Here is a 15,247-nt window from a genome sequence, read left to right on the forward strand (position 1 = left end):
TAAAGAATTTATTAAACTTTATAAATGAAGATTAATAAATAGAAAAGGACATAAGTTTTTACTAAACATAAGAGCTTTAGAGAGCTTATATATTAAACTATAAAAAGTGGACGAATTCGTCCACTTTTTGCATATAATTAATCGTATTTAGCTATCTAAAGCTGTTTTTCCTTTGCCATAAACATTTTCCCAATCAGAAATAAATTGATCTACGCTCCAAGTAGTAAGAGGATGATCTAATAATTTATCCATGATTTCTGCATTTATCGTTACAGAATGAGCGCCGACTAGAGATACATCGTGAACTTGCTGAACATTTTTAAACGATGCAGCTAGTATTTGAGTATCTAGCTCATAGTTTTCAAATAGAGACTTTATTTCAGCGACTACATTTACTCCATCGCCAGTTATATTGTCGATTCTATTTACATATGGAGCTACAAAATCAGCACCAGCTACAGCAGCCATAAGAGCTTGCTGAGGAGTGAATATGGCAGTAGCTGTTATTTTTATACCCTTTTGCTTGAGAATTTTCATAGCTTTGATGCCTTGACTAGTTACAGGAATCTTGATATAAAAATTGCCACCGATTTCACTTTGTAAAAATTCGGCTTCTTCTACCATTTTTTCAGCGATAGTGCTGACAGCTTGAGCATGAAGCATCGAATCATCACCTATGATAGCTCTTATATCTCTAAGGATATCTAATAGCGGACGATTCTCTTTTGATATTATGGTAGGATTTGTAGTAACCCCACTCATTGGATATAGCTCATAGGCCTTCTTAATTTGTTCTAGGTTTGCAGTGTCTAATACATAAATCATTAATCTTTCTCCTTTACATTCTAATATTATTTTACTATGGAAAACTCCTTTAAACATGTGACAAGAGACTCAGGAGATGGGGAGAATTTAAATCCTAAATTTCTTATTTTAGAGCAATCAAGCCTTATATCTCGAGGATTAGCTTTATAGGATGCTTCATCTTTTTCCAAATACTTTAAATCAGATAAATTTAGAGTATCAAATATGGTTTTTACAGAATCGTATCTGCTCATTGGATTTTCACTACCTATATGGTAAATACCATATGGTATATCGAAAACATTCTCAAATTGATCTACTAGCTCATAGACAGAGGTAAGTCCTCTATACTCATTAGTAGATGCTTTTATAATCTTTTGATGCATAGTAGAATTCAAAGTATCCCAAAGTATATTTGGAGACATGCCTGCATTTCTTTCAGGTAAACCAAATAACCAAGTAAACCTAAGTATCCAAAGTTCATTTAGTATCTCAGATAGAGTTTTTTCAGCAGCTAATTTTGTTTGACCATAAACGGTATCTGGATTAGGGACGTGTGATTCATCATATGGACCTGGTTCTAAATTGCCGTTAAACACCTGTTCCGTACTTATAAAAACCATTTTAGCTCCTATTTTGTTGCAGGCTTTAGCTATATTTATGCTCCCATTTACATTTATATCATTTGCAATATCAGGATTTTCATTGCAAAAAGCTGTTTGTGCAACAGCAGCAGTGTGTACTACATAATCCGGTTTGAAAGATTCAAAGACAGAATTTACTTGATCTAAATCTCGTATTTCGAGTTCTTTGTGACTAGGAGATAATATTTCAAATTTTGATTCTAGTGCAAGCTTAAGCCTAGATGCAAAGAAACCACGGCCTCCAGTTATCAATATTTTTTTCATTTACAAGTCCTCCTATAATGATTAGTATTTATTAATCAAAGCTAAGTACTATATACCACCTACGATTGGATTTAGTCCATGTTCTAGCATCTTATTTTTTATGATATCTATTTTTTTATCGCTAGGAGGTTTAATATCAGACAAAGCGTAATCTTTGCCAAGAAATGAATATTTTTTACTTCCGTATTGGTGAAATGGAAGTAGATGTATTTCCTTTAGGTCAAATGATTTGACCCAGCCCATTATTAAAGCTATATTTTTAGGTGTCATTGTATAATTTGGAATTAAAGGAACTCTAGGGATTACTTTGTAGCCACTTTCGACAAGTGCTTTGAAATTGCCGAGAATTAAAGGTAAATCGGCATTTAGCAGCGATTTAGATTTCTTTTCATCCATTATTTTTAGATCAAATAGAAAAGTATCTACATAAGGAGCCATTTCTAGTAATTTTTCAGAAGAGCCATTTCCAGATGTTTCTACTGCAGTATTTATGCCAAGTTCTTTGAGTTTCTTTAAAAGTTCTATTGCAAAATCAGCTTGCATCAAAACTTCACCACCAGATAATGTTACTCCTCCCGATGAATTTTGGTAAAAAATATGATCTTTCAAAACTTCTTCTAAAATTTCATCAGTACTTAGATATATTCCAAATTGAGTGTATGCACTAGATGGGCATTCATCTATATCCATTTCACATTTTTCACAGTGAAGACAGATTGAATCAACTATAGCGTATTCTATATCAAATTTTAAAGATTCGGGATTGCTACACCACGGGCAGCGCAGTGGGCATCCCTTAAAAAAAACTATAGATCTTATTCCTCCACCATCGTGAAGTGAATAGCGTTGTATATTCAATATCAAACCTTTCATCCCAAATCCCCCTATAAAGCGTGTTCAGTTCGAGCTATTAAATCATCTTGTATAGCTTTACTAAGCTCGGTAAAAAATGCACTATAACCTGCAACCCTTACGACTAAACCCTTGTAATCGTTCGGATTTTTTTGAGCTTCTCTTAAAGTATCGGCAGATATTACATTGAATTGTACATGTTGAATCTTTAATTGCATAAAAGCATTTAAAAAATCACTCAATTTATTAACCCCAGAAATGCCTTCAAGTGTCTTAGGAGAAAACTTTAAATTAAGCAAACTGCCATTGCTAGTAAGATAATTATCAAGTTTACTTACGCTTTTAAGTACAGCGGTAGGACCTTTTACATCACGTCCAACCATAGGAGATAAGCCACCATCAGCTAATTGCTCTCCTGATTTTCTACCATCAGAAGTGGCACCAACTGCTGCACCAAGAGGTACGTGAGCAGAGACTGTATAAGATCCAGGAGTGAAACTACCACCTCGAGGAGTTTTATAAGATTCAACTTTTTTATTATAATATCTTAACAATTCAGAACCGATATTATCCACAGCGTCTATATCATTTCCGTATTTTGGATATTTATTTATAAGTCTTATGCGAAGTTTTTCACCTTCAGCACTCTCAAAATTCGATTCAAGATGATCAATTAATTCATTTAAGGAAAGTCTTTTCTCATCAAAAACTATAGATTTTAGTGCATAGAGCGAATCACTCAAATTAGCTACACCAATACCCTGAACTCCAGAAAAATTGTATTTTGCTCCGCCAGCCGTTATATCTAACCCCTTTTCTATACAAGAATCTACTAGAGTTGATAGAAGTGGAACCGAAGCAAATTTCTTGTGGCCAATATCTACTATATTCGAGCCTTTTACCATTAAATCCACATAGTAATCTATATTTGATTTTATATGTTCTATGAGTCCATCAAATGTCAAATCCTCATTATTTTTCTGTTCTTGCAAAGTTACTTCAAATAGTTTTAATAAATTAAATAGTGCTATGTCGTGAAGACCATAAGTTTTTCCTGGTATTGAAAGTTCTACACATCCAACTACTGAAAAATCCCTAGAATCTTCTAAACTTACACCTCTATTTAGAAATCCTGGAACTATTACTTCATCGTTGAATATTTGAGGAATGCCTGTACCAAGTCTTATGGTTTCTGAGGTCTTGTTCAAAAAAGCTCTTTCAATATTAGAATTTAATCTAACACCTAAATTTGGCTGCGGTAATTTGATGTCAGCATATGTATCTAGACAAAGATACGATAGCTTATTTACAGAGGATTTGCCATCAGGAGTTAGTCCACCAAGTGTGATAGTGTAACCTGTTGGAAATCCAGCGAAGTATTTGGCGCTGTTGCTACTTCTTATGAGTACTACATCATTAGTTTTAAGCCAAAATGATGACAAAATATCTCTAAGAAATTCTGGAGATATTCCATTTTTAATATCAGATGTATAGAAAGTATTCATGTAAGTATCGAAGTTGCCTAGAGATATTGAACTTGCGTTTGATTCGTATTGAAGCATTACACAAAAATACCAAAGCAATTGACAGGCTTCATGAAATGTCTCAGGAGCACTGTGAGATACTTTTTTACTGATTCGCTCTATTTCAAGGAGTTCTTTTGCTCTTTCGTCATCTGCATTTTGAGACAGTTCTCTAGCTATATCTGCATATCTTAAAATATGGCGTTTCGAGGCTTCTAAGACTATCAAAGCAGATTTGTAAAAATCATTTTTTGTGTCATTTAGCGTAGCTGATTTGACATCATTTATCAGCGAGTCAAGACCTTTATCTAAAAGTCTTGGAAAATCAGGTATTATATGTCCTTGACCCTTGTCGGTTTGATTTAGTTTTACGATTTTTAGATCAATGGATGATTTTAATTCACCATCTATTTGAGGCCAAATATGAGATTTGAGACATTTATCTTTCCAGTAGGGATAGAGTTTTTCACGATATATTTTTTTATCCTCTTCTGATATGAAAAATTTATCCTGAGGTCTAGATTCTAATATATCAAGTTCATCGTATATCCACTGCGGATCCATTTCGGGAGAGACTATGCCACTTCTAGGCTTTAGAGTTCGATTTCCTGCAATTAATTCACCCTTTCTGATATCAATATTTACATTGTCTAATATGTGAGCTGTTGCGTGCGCTCTTCTCAGAATTTCTGGTAAACCTTCAGTAGATTTATGACTTTCTGTATACAACAATGCTCTTTCTAGAGATACTTCTCTTCGGGCACTAAATAATTCATTTTTTATTGACTCTAGTCTAGGACTTAGCATTTTATGGCCTCCTCTTTAAATACAAATCACATCTATATTTTTATTGTTTCGTATTGTTTTTTATTGTTTTATATTATTTTACAACTAAAATTTTGATATTTCAATAGAAAATTTTTGGAATTCGATGTAATATATAAGAATAAGATAAGTAAAAAAAGTCTTAAAAGCTTAGAGGGAGTGGGTTCAGTGTTTGCACAAGAACGTTTGGAAAAAATACTTTATATTCTAAATAAAGAGGGCAAAGTGGTAGTAAAAGAACTTAGTAAACGCTTTGAAGTTACAGAGGATTGCATTAGAAAAGACTTAAAACAGTTAGAAAGTGATGGTAAATTAAAGCGAATATATGGTGGAGCAGTGCAAAAAAGGCAAAAAGCACCACTAAAGGATGTGCTAAATAGAAAGCATCTAGATATTGATTTAAAGAGTAAAATAGCTAGAAAAGCTTATGGCTTATTGAAAGCAAATGAAACGATATTTCTAGATATATCGACTACAAATATACTTATAGCAGAAGAAATAGCTAGTGGGGATGTTCCACTTACTGTAATAACAAATATGATAGATATAATGACTGTTCTAAATAAGTCAGAGCATGTGAACTTGATTGCGACAGGAGGAGTTCTAAACAGATCATTAGATGGATTTGTAGGAGCGACTACCATAGCAAGTGTGGTTCAGTATAAACCGGATAAAGCCTTTATAGGAAGCTGTGGAGTAGATTTAGAAGACCAAAGCGTGACAACATTTGATGCAGAGGATGCACAGACCAAAAGAGCTATCATAAAATCTGCTAAAAAAATAGTTCTAGTTATGAGTAGTGAAAAGTTTTATTATGATGGGACTTGTAAATTTGCAGAACTTGATCAAATAGATACTCTAGTATTAGATGAAATAAAAGACAATAATACTAAAATAGAGATAGAAAAACTAGGTATAGAAGTATTATAATTTAGAGATATGAATTTAACTGCAAAAATTAAAAGGTGTGGAGTATGCGCTGTTCTTATGATATACTGAAAGTGTTTTAAAATATATTATGGAAGGTGATAATGCTATGAAAGACGCTAAATTTATAATTTTTGCAAGTTTTCTATTTGCCTTAACACAGCTTGGAGGAAATGAAGTAGGAATTAAAGAAGCATTATTTAATGTATTTTGCATCTTTTTTATAGGGACTGGAATACTAGCTATAGATTATATACTGAAAAAATTTTACGATAGATATTCTAAAATGTATATGATAATAGCAGCCATAGTTACGGCACTCATATTTGGATTAGTTGGTACTATTGATAGAATTGCATTTGTAAATATAATTCTGATATTAGCAAATATAGGCTTGATTATGACTCTAGTTACGAATATAAAGACTAGAAAATGGTTTGATGGATTTTTGGATACAGAAATTTTGTTTTTTAATGTTTTTTTAGTTTCAATTTTTTCAAATGTTATAATTGAAAATCTCTTTAAGTTCATATATATAGATTATTTTGAGCTGATTTTGTTCATAATGATATATAGAATCGTCTTATTGGGTATAAGGAGTAGGCGGAATGAATTAAAAATGGAATAAATGACTGTATGGCTCTGCTAGATAATTCTTGCGGAGCTTTTTAATTAAAAATTGCCACAATAAAGTGGCAAAAGTATGAAGCTGAGTATATGGTGTGAATTTGGTATAGATGATAGTATTAAATCACAGAGAGACAGACTCAGTATTTGGAGATGGGAGTGATCACCATTAAGAACAAAGAATTACTTAAAAAAAAGATGGCGCTCTACTTATTAGAAACTGAAGAGGCTGTTACTGTAAGTGAATTGGCAAATAGAATAGAAGTATCTAATAGAACTGCTAGGAGTTATCTTAATGAATTAGAGGGAGAACTAAAGCAGCTTGGGATGAATCTTGTCAAAAAACCTCATGTCGGTGTTTATATAGATGCAGATAGTGATATGAGAATAGAGTTTAAGAGCAAATGGCTTGAAAGAGATAGTCAAACAGAGAAGTATACATCTGTATATAGACGAAAGTATATACTTAAGACATTGTTTGAGAACAAATGGAGTTATACAGCTAAGTTATTTGCAGAGGAGCTTTATTGTAGTCAAGCTAGTATAGCAAAAGATTTATCGTATATAGAATCTTGGCTTGATAATAGAGAGCTGGTATTACACAAACGCCAAAATCAGGGACTTTGGATTGAAGGCGAGGAAAAGGCTTACAGAAGAGCTATGATAGATTTGTTTCATGAAATGAAAAATGAAACTGAAAGTGATTTAGAAGAAATTGAATCGCTAGATTATAGAATTTCTGATGAGAATTTTCAGAGGATGAAGTCATTTTTCCCTAAAGTAGATTTTGGGAAAATACAAGAAGCTATACAAGAGACAGAGGATGGGCTAGGATATTATTTTACAGACCAAGCATTTATTAACCTCATGATACACATAGCTATAGCTCTTGAAAGAGTTAAACATGAAAAGCCAATAGAGTTTGCAGAGGAAAAGTTAGAGCAAATGGAAACTAAGGAAGAGTATGAGAGGGCAAGTGAGCTTTTAGATAGGCTCAGTAAGGCTTTTGAAATTAATTTTCCAAAGGAGGAAATCGGTTATTTAACACTTCATATACTGGGATCAAAAGTGCAGCAATTTAGTGATGCTTTAGAAAGTGAGCTCATAGTAGAAGTGGGAGAAGAGCTTTGTGTAGATATGGCTAAGGAAATTATGACCCTTGCAGAGCAGATATTAGGATTTAATCTTTCAAATGACCAAATACTTTTAACTTCATTAGTTCTTCATCTAAGACCAACTATATTTAGGCTTAAAAATGGACTCAAACTTAGAAATCCAATATTAGATAGAATTAAGTCAGAGTATACTAGTATATTTGGTGCTGCTTGGTCGTGTAGTCCTGTGTTTGAGAGAATGTTAGGCGTACAAATAAATGAAGATGAGGTAGGATATATAGCGATGCATATAGCAGGTGCTATGGGCAGGGCTAATCAGAAAACTAGAGTCATGGTAGTTTGTTCTAGTGGTATTGGAACAGCTCAATTTATTACAGTGAAGTTGAATGATAAATTTGACGGAATAGATATAGTGAAGACACTTTCTGTAAGTCAAGTTACACAGAGTGCTATTGATGAAGTGGATTTAATCATATCAACGGTTAGAACTTCGTTCAAAAGTGAAAAAATAGTGCAGGTAAGTGCACTGCTTTCAGAGAGAGATTTACTAAAGATTCAGAAGGCAATGCTGAAGTTTGGTAAGGGTAATATAAAGGAAGTTTCTCACAAAACAAAAGAGCAGGAGATAATAGAGGAAGTAATAGAAGACGAACTTTGTTTTATCGAATCGGCTAGTATGAACTTTGTAGAGCTGATAGAAAAATATGGAGCTAAGCTAGAACAAAAGGGTTTTGTAAAGCCTGGTTTTACTCAAAATGTTATAGCTAGAGAGACAAGGGGTTCCACTTATATTGGAAATGGAGTAGCGATTCCTCATTCAACTCAAGACTTTGTAAATGATTCAAAGATATGTATTGTGAAATTAAATAAGCCTATAACATGGCAAAAAAACAAAATCAAACTCGTGGTGCTTTTAGCACTTAAATTTGAAGAAATTGATTCAACCAAAGCATTTTTCAAGAGATTGTATGCATTACTTGAGCACAATGATTTTTTGACTAGAATCGAAGAGAGCAAGGCGTGTTTTGAGATTATAGAGATATTTAAAACAGGAGGAGTTTAATATGTGTGATTTGATTACTAAAGAATTGATTACATTAGATTTGAAGACAACTAGCAAGAAGGAAACTATAGATGAGATGGCAAAGATGATTGAAGGACAAGGTCGCTTACATGATATCGAAGGTTTTGTACAGCAAGTAGAAGCAAGAGAAGATCAGTTTTCTACAGCGGTTGGCTATAGCGTTGCTATACCACACGGCAAGACAGAATCAGTAAAGACAGCATCACTTGCATTTGCTAGATTGGAAAATGAAGTGAAGTGGAGCGATGAAGAATCTGCTAGATATGTGTTTTTGATAGCAGTTCCAGAAGCAGAAGCTGGAAATCGCCATCTTAAAATACTAGCTCAGATATCTAGATCAATAATGAGAGAAGAATTTAGAGAGAAGCTAGGAGCTGTAGGAACTATAGATGAAGTTTTAGAGTTATTGTCATTTGATGAGGTTTAAAATACGAATAGCTTAGCTATTTGTCTTTTATAAAAGAGGGAGACCTCAGAATTTCATGGAGAAAGGGGATTTTTATGAAAGAGTTATTGAAAAATACGAGACAACATCTGATGAGTGGAGTATCTTATATGATTCCATTTGTTGTAGCAGGGGGAGTTTTGTTAGCTCTATCTGTACTATTGTCAGGATCAGCAGCTGTACCAGCGGATGGCACTAATTTAAAGAAATTATTTGATATTGGAGCAGCAGGTCTTGGACTTATGGTACCGATTTTAGCAGGTTTTATTGCATTTTCAATGGCTGATAGACCGGGTATTGCACCAGGAGCTATTGGTGGATTTTTGGCAAATCAGATTGGTGCTGGTTTCCTAGGAGGAATCGTGGCAGGTCTTTTGGCAGGTATTGTAGTTTACTATTTGAAGAAGATAAAAGTACCTTCAATAATGCGTTCTGTAATGCCTATATTTGTTATTCCTTTGGTTGGAACATTTATAGTAGGTGGATTGGTTGTATGGGTAGTAGGAGCACCTATTGCTGCAATCATGACTGGTATGAGTGCTTGGCTAGAGGGTCTTGGAACAGGTAACTTGGTAGTTTTAGCTGTAGTTCTTGGAGCTATGATTGCCTTTGATATGGGTGGCCCAGTAAATAAAGTAGCTTATGGTTTTGGTGCGGCAATGGTTGCAACTATTGATCCAGCAACTGGTATGCCAAGTGTTATGGCACTTAAAATCATGGCAGCTATCGGGGTTGCTATTTGTACACCTCCAATTGGTATGGGTGTGGCTACGTTTTTAGCACCAAAGAAATACACAGCAGAAGAGCGTGAAGCTGGTAAGGCTGGTATTTTGATGGGAATGATTGGTATAACAGAAGGAGCAATTCCATTTGCGGCAGCAGATCCATTTAGAGTAATTCCGTCGATCATAGCAGGTTCTGCAGCTGGAGCTGTTACATCAATGCTTTTAGGCGCAGGCAACCCAGCTCCTTGGGGAGGTTGGATTGTACTTCCAGTAGCATCAGGTAAGCTTGGATATGTTATAGCAACAATTGTAGGTGTAGGGGTTACTGCAATAGTAGTAAACCTTTTAAAGAAAGAAGTACAAGAGACTTCAGTAGAAAATTCAGATGATAGTTTAGATGATGAATTAGATATCAGTTTCGAATAAATTTATGGTAAAATAGTAAGAGAAGAAAATCATGGGAAATAGTGAAGAAAGGGTGTAGACCAATGAAAATATTAGCGGTAACAGCGTGTCCATCAGGAGTGGCACATACGTATATGGCAGCGGAGGCTTTGGAAAAAGAGGCTAAGGCAAGAGGACATGAAGTTAAAGTGGAAACTCAGGGATCAATCGGTATAGAAAACGAGATTACAGCAGAAGATTTAAAAGGAGCTGATGTTGTTATTTTGACGAAAGATATGGCGATTAAGAACAAGGAGCGTTTCGCTGGGATTCCAGTAGTAAATGTTTCCATTGGTGATGTAATTAAGAAGACAACGCCTTTGCTTCAAAAAATTGAAGCTCATATTGAGAGCAAGAAAAAAGCAGCAAAATAATAAAACTAGAGGGCTGTCACGTTTGATGTGTGACAGCCCTTTTTTAAAGGAGAGAAAACTATGATCAAAACACTTACTTTAAATCCGGCTATAGATGAAACTATAAGCATAGAAAATTTTAGATTAGATGAGGTAAACAGAATAAAACAAAGTCGAAAAGATGCAGCTGGAAAGGGAATAAACGTATCAAAAGTAATAAAAGCACTAGGCTCTAAAAGTATTGCAATGGGGTTACTAGGCGGAGATAGTGGAGAATGGATACATAAAGAATTAAAAAAGATGAATATAGAAAGTGACTTTGTAAAGACTAGTGGGGAAACGAGAGTAAATATAAAAATAGTAGATCCACAGAACAAGACGTTCACAGATTTAAATGCAAAGGGCGCATTTATAAGTGAAGAAGAAACTAATCTTGTACTTAGAAAATTTACAGAGAATATAAGCGAAGGAGATATTGCTGTATTAGCAGGGAGCCTTCCTCAAAATGTGCCAGATAATGTATATCAAAACATAATAGAGAAATTATCAAAAATCGGTGTGAAAACTATATTAGATGCATCAGGCTCTTCGTTTGAAAAAGGACTAGAAGCTGGTCCAAGTCTGATAAAACCAAATGTTGAGGAATTGGAAATGCTTTTGGATATAAAGATAAACACTAAAGAAGAGGTAGCTATAGCAGCGAGAAAATTGATAGAAGAATATGACATAGAGTATATAGTAGTATCGGATGGAGGCAATGGATCGTATTTTATTACGAAAAGTGAAAGTGTTTGGGCAAAAGGCATAAAAGTAGATGTAAAGAGCACGGTGGGAGCAGGAGATTCTATGGTTGCAGCACTGGCATTATCACTAGAAAGACGCGATAATCTTGAAAATATGGCGAAGTGGGCAGCTGCTACTAGTACGGCAAATGTCATGACTGAAGGAACACAGACAGGAGATTTGCATACCATTGAAAAACTTTATTCTCAAATAGAGATAGAGCTGATTTAGAATATCAATTTAGACTATTACAAAAACACACAGCTAGAACACAATAATGACACAATTCACTTTTATAATTATCAGATAAGGGTAAAAGATAACTAGAGAGAGGTGTTTGTTATGCGAAGACATTGGATACTTGCTATGATTTTTGTGATGATTAGTTTATGTTTAGGAACTGTGGCTTTTGCTGAGAAAGAAAATAGCGAAGATGAGCCTACAGGTGAAAGACTCATAGTAATATATGAGTCTGATAAATTAGAGAACAGTGTAATCCAGAAGTTTGCTAAAAATGCTGCAGAATCAGAAGGTAGTATTGACAAAAAGACTCCTTTAGAACGTATATCTGGAGATATGATTCAATCTCAAGAAGTTGTTTTTGATAAAAAAGGAATACGTACGGAACAAATAACATTGGATAAGTCTGTGGATGCGGATGAGTATATAGAGAATTTAAAAAAACAAGACGGTGTTGAACTGGTAGAAAAAGATTATGAACTAGAGTATTTAGATGATGTGAGCGATCCATATTATGAAAATCAATGGTATTTAGCGCAGTATCAGATAAAAAAGCTTTGGGATAGAGTAGATTCGCGTGGAGAAGATGTAGTCGTGGCTGTAATAGATTCGGGAATTGATGAATACCATGAAGATTTGGTGGGAAGAATAGCAAATGGTGGATACAATTTTGGAGATAGAAATGATTCACTTACTGACTATGCAGGTCATGGAACAGCAGTAAGCGGTGTGATAAGTGCTACAGTAGATAATGGCAAGGGGATAGCAGGAATAGCAGGAGATTTACCTATAAAGATATTACCATTAAAGGTTGAAGATATATGGGGAAGGATGTATGTGAGTTATGCTATAGCTGCTATAGATTATGCTATAGAAAAAGATGTAGATATAATAAATATCAGTTCTGGTGTTAGTCAGTATTCCTATGCATATCACAGAGCAATACAGAGAGCTAATGATGCTGGAATAATGGTATTTGCATCAGCTGGTAATTTTAGACAAAAAGGAAATCCGCTATTTTATCCGGCGGCTTATGAAGAAAGCATATCTGTTGGTTCTGTTTCGGAACAACAAAGTGTATCTTACTTTTCGGAGTCAAATGAATTTGTAGATTTTGTGGGTCCTGGAGAAGAAATACTCACTACTAAACCATATGATAGTTATGAATCTACATCGGGAACATCATTTTCATCACCATTTGTAGCTGGAGCGGCTGCTATACTTAAGAGTCTAAATTCAGATCTTTCTTCATTTGAGATACGAGAATTGCTTGCTGAGACTGCTATAGATTTGGGTGATAAGGGAAAAGATGATGACTACGGCTATGGTCTAGTACAGCCACTAAAGGCTGTAGAACAATTAATTCAAAATTTAGAAGGTGCAGAGCTACCAGATGAGAAATGGCAAATTTGGGATAGTAAAACAACATCTGATATAAATAAAGTTTGGCAGGTGAAATTTAATCAGGTATTGGAAATGAGTAGTTTAAATGATACAACAATATTAGTTAGGGATGCATTAAATAGAAAATTTGATGTAAAATTTGCTTTGTCAGAAGATAAGAAAACACTAAAGATTACTCCGGTGAAGTCTTATGAATCTGGAGAAAACTATACATTATATATATCTACAAAAGTAAAGAGCAAGGATGGTAAATTTTTGAAAGAGCCAATAAAGATGACTTTTAATGTAGATTAGAATTGACAGATTCTTTGGAATCAGGTATACTGCACTCGGGATTTGAAAGAAATGAAAGTGCAAAGGGAGAGAAGCAGTAGTGAAAAAATTTGGGATAATAATTATGATGGTGATGATATTGCTTTCTGGATGTAATAGCTCTAATGAGCCTAAAACAGTTGATTTAGAGCCAACTACGGAAACAGAATTTTTACTAGACACATTGGTATCGATAACTCTATACGGAGATGATTCAAAGTATATGAGTGATTTATTTGATTTGATTGAGGTTTACGACGAGAAATTAGATGCACATGATGAAAAAAGTGAAGTTTATAGAGTTAATAAAAGAGAATCGAATGTATTGAGCGATGAATTAAAGGAGCTGTTAGAGAGGAGCTTTGTTTATTCAGAACTTTCAAAGGGATATTATGATGTGACTATTGCACCACTTGTAGATCTTTGGGATATTCAAAATCAACCAACAGAAGTTCCGAGTGATGAGGATATAGAAATAGCAAAATCTAAGGTTGATTACAAAAGTATAGATATTTCGGATCATAAAATTTCATTTGCTTCAGCAAATACGAAGATTGATTTGGGCGGTATAGCAAAGGGATATATAGCTGACAAATTGGTTGAATCTATAAGGTCTAAGGGGATAGAACGTGCTGTTATAAATTTGGGCGGAAATGTAGTTGTCGTTGGAGAAAAGGCTCCTGGCGTGCCATTTAAAGTAGCGCTTCAAGATCCAGATGAACTTAGAGGTGAGAGTCTAGGAGTACTTAGCTTATCAGATGAATCTATAGTTACTTCTGGAATTTACGAGAGATATGTGGAGATAGATGGTGTTAGGTATCATCATATGATAAATCCATTTACAGGCTATCCGGAAAATAATGATTTGAAGAGTGTTACTATAATGAGTGATTCATCTACAGATGGAGATGCACTTTCTACTTCTGTATTTTTGCTAGGTCGTGAAAAAGGACTTGAGCTTGCAGAAAAATTGGAAGATGTGGATGCTATAATTATTACTAAATCAAATAAAATTTATACGACATCTGGTATAGGAGATGCTTTTGATTTAAGAAATGATAATTATGAATTGGTAAAATAGATGTTTGACAAAATATTTACAAAAAGTTTGTTTGTTTTTAATATAAATGGATATTATACTTATAAGTGGTAGCAAAGATGCTACTGCTTTTTAAGTTTTGGTGTATTCAATATTTATATATTGAAAAAAACTTGAGAAGAAAAATATTGTGGGATATGTTATATGGGAGGAAGAACTATGAAAAAAGTATCGTTATTAGCAGCATTATTGATGGCAGGTATGCTTGCCGTGACAGGTTGTAACTCAGGAGAAAAAACTACTGAGCCAGCTGAGACTGAAAAACCAGCAGTAGAAACAGCTGTTGAGGAAGAAAAAGCACCAGCTGAAACAGAAACAAAAGAAGAAGCAGCACCAGCTGAGACTGAAGCTAAAGAAGAAACTGCAGAAGAAGCTACGGCAGAAGAAACTATGGCGTACAAAGATGGCACTTACACAGCAGAAGAAGCTGAGTTTAGTGAAAAATCAGGTTGGAAAACAAATGTTACTATCGAAGTAAAAGATGGAAAAATCGTTTCAGTAGACTGGAATGGTATGCACAAAGATGGTGGAGACGACAAAAAGAAAGTTTCTATGGACGGAAAATATGGCATGGTAGAAAATGGCGGAGCTATTGCACCATGGCATGAGCAAGCAGCTAAAGTAGAAGCATATTTGATAGAAACACAAGATCCTACTATGATTGAGTTCAAAGAAGACAATCAGCACACAGATGCTATTGCAGGAGCTACTATCAAAGTTGATGGATTCTTCAAGTTAGCACAAGAAGCTCTTAAAGACGCTAAGTAGAAGTAAGAA

The 15,247-nt window shown here is 34.4% G+C and carries 14 protein-coding genes; 10 read left to right on the forward strand and 4 right to left on the reverse strand.

Going from position 1 to position 15,247, the window contains the following annotated elements:
- Positions 1–147: 147 nt before the first annotated feature.
- Genes fsa through N4A40_01520 form a run of 4 tightly spaced genes read right to left on the reverse strand, consistent with a single transcriptional unit; the run spans position 148 to position 4,894 of the window.
- Entirely contained in the window at positions 148–825 is a 678-nt protein-coding gene (fsa, locus tag N4A40_01505; protein ID MCT4660508.1) for a fructose-6-phosphate aldolase, read from the reverse strand.
- A gap of 26 nt (positions 826–851) precedes the next feature.
- The gene (locus N4A40_01510) at positions 852–1,712 is read right to left on the reverse strand and encodes a sugar nucleotide-binding protein (protein MCT4660509.1); all 861 of its coding nucleotides are present in this window, start codon (positions 1,710–1,712) and stop codon (positions 852–854) included.
- Positions 1,713–1,760: 48 nt separating this feature from the next.
- The gene (locus N4A40_01515; GenBank protein ID MCT4660510.1) at positions 1,761–2,585 is read right to left on the reverse strand and encodes a [formate-C-acetyltransferase]-activating enzyme; all 825 of its coding nucleotides are present in this window, start codon (positions 2,583–2,585) and stop codon (positions 1,761–1,763) included.
- 11 nt (positions 2,586–2,596) lie between these two features.
- Positions 2,597–4,894 carry a formate C-acetyltransferase gene (locus N4A40_01520; GenBank protein MCT4660511.1) on the reverse strand — a complete coding sequence of 766 codons (2,298 nt, stop codon included), beginning with the start codon at positions 4,892–4,894 and terminating at the stop codon, positions 2,597–2,599.
- Between the two features lie 186 nt (positions 4,895–5,080).
- On the opposite strand from N4A40_01520, the gene N4A40_01525 reads away from it, so the two are divergent.
- The 10 genes from N4A40_01525 (at position 5,081) to N4A40_01570 (ending at position 15,238) form a co-directional block, all read left to right on the forward strand.
- On the forward strand, positions 5,081–5,842 hold the full coding sequence (locus N4A40_01525; GenBank protein ID MCT4660512.1) for a DeoR/GlpR family DNA-binding transcription regulator: 762 nt from the start codon (positions 5,081–5,083) through the stop codon (positions 5,840–5,842).
- A gap of 88 nt (positions 5,843–5,930) precedes the next feature.
- Positions 5,931–6,467 (forward strand): hypothetical protein, encoded by a 537-nt coding sequence (locus N4A40_01530; protein MCT4660513.1) that lies wholly within the window; start codon positions 5,931–5,933, stop codon positions 6,465–6,467.
- A 158-nt stretch (positions 6,468–6,625) separates the two neighbouring features.
- Positions 6,626–8,644: a BglG family transcription antiterminator gene (locus N4A40_01535; GenBank protein ID MCT4660514.1), complete on the forward strand. Its 2,019-nt coding sequence runs from the start codon at positions 6,626–6,628 to the stop codon at positions 8,642–8,644.
- A gap of 1 nt (position 8,645) precedes the next feature.
- Positions 8,646–9,092, forward strand: coding sequence for a fructose PTS transporter subunit IIA (locus N4A40_01540; GenBank protein MCT4660515.1), 447 nt, complete (start codon positions 8,646–8,648; stop codon positions 9,090–9,092).
- Between the two features lie 74 nt (positions 9,093–9,166).
- Positions 9,167–10,261 carry a PTS fructose transporter subunit EIIC gene (locus N4A40_01545; GenBank protein MCT4660516.1) on the forward strand — a complete coding sequence of 365 codons (1,095 nt, stop codon included), beginning with the start codon at positions 9,167–9,169 and terminating at the stop codon, positions 10,259–10,261.
- A 62-nt stretch (positions 10,262–10,323) separates the two neighbouring features.
- The gene (locus N4A40_01550) at positions 10,324–10,653 is read left to right on the forward strand and encodes a PTS fructose-like transporter subunit IIB (protein ID MCT4660517.1); all 330 of its coding nucleotides are present in this window, start codon (positions 10,324–10,326) and stop codon (positions 10,651–10,653) included.
- Between the two features lie 60 nt (positions 10,654–10,713).
- Entirely contained in the window at positions 10,714–11,646 is a 933-nt protein-coding gene (gene pfkB / locus N4A40_01555; protein ID MCT4660518.1) for a 1-phosphofructokinase, read from the forward strand.
- 111 nt (positions 11,647–11,757) lie between these two features.
- Positions 11,758–13,353 carry a S8 family peptidase gene (locus tag N4A40_01560; protein MCT4660519.1) on the forward strand — a complete coding sequence of 532 codons (1,596 nt, stop codon included), beginning with the start codon at positions 11,758–11,760 and terminating at the stop codon, positions 13,351–13,353.
- 79 nt (positions 13,354–13,432) lie between these two features.
- Positions 13,433–14,452, forward strand: a complete 1,020-nt coding sequence (locus tag N4A40_01565) for an FAD:protein FMN transferase (GenBank protein MCT4660520.1) — start codon at positions 13,433–13,435, stop codon at positions 14,450–14,452.
- Between the two features lie 177 nt (positions 14,453–14,629).
- Positions 14,630–15,238, forward strand: coding sequence for an FMN-binding protein (locus N4A40_01570; GenBank protein ID MCT4660521.1), 609 nt, complete (start codon positions 14,630–14,632; stop codon positions 15,236–15,238).
- Positions 15,239–15,247 lie beyond the last annotated feature (9 nt).

This window comes from Tissierellales bacterium, from assembly GCA_025210965.1.
GTDB lineage: Bacteria > Bacillota > Clostridia > Tissierellales > JAOAQY01 > JAOAQY01.

Bases quoted from the DNA above. Each gene is read 5' to 3' on its own strand.
- N4A40_01520 (MCT4660511.1), bottom strand. From the start codon at position 4,894: ATGCTAAGTCCTAGACTAGAGTCAATAAAAAATGAATTATTTAGTGCC.
- fsa (MCT4660508.1), bottom strand. From the start codon at position 825: ATGATTTATGTATTAGACACTGCAAACCTAGAACAAATTAAGAAGGCC.
- pfkB (MCT4660518.1), top strand. From the start codon at position 10,714: ATGATCAAAACACTTACTTTAAATCCGGCTATAGATGAAACTATAAGC.
- N4A40_01560 (MCT4660519.1), top strand. From the start codon at position 11,758: ATGCGAAGACATTGGATACTTGCTATGATTTTTGTGATGATTAGTTTA.
- N4A40_01545 (MCT4660516.1), top strand. From the start codon at position 9,167: ATGAAAGAGTTATTGAAAAATACGAGACAACATCTGATGAGTGGAGTA.
- N4A40_01550 (MCT4660517.1), top strand. From the start codon at position 10,324: ATGAAAATATTAGCGGTAACAGCGTGTCCATCAGGAGTGGCACATACG.
- N4A40_01570 (MCT4660521.1), top strand. From the start codon at position 14,630: ATGAAAAAAGTATCGTTATTAGCAGCATTATTGATGGCAGGTATGCTT.
- N4A40_01515 (MCT4660510.1), bottom strand. From the start codon at position 2,585: ATGAAAGGTTTGATATTGAATATACAACGCTATTCACTTCACGATGGT.
- N4A40_01540 (MCT4660515.1), top strand. From the start codon at position 8,646: ATGTGTGATTTGATTACTAAAGAATTGATTACATTAGATTTGAAGACA.
- N4A40_01530 (MCT4660513.1), top strand. From the start codon at position 5,931: ATGGAAGGTGATAATGCTATGAAAGACGCTAAATTTATAATTTTTGCA.
- N4A40_01510 (MCT4660509.1), bottom strand. From the start codon at position 1,712: ATGAAAAAAATATTGATAACTGGAGGCCGTGGTTTCTTTGCATCTAGG.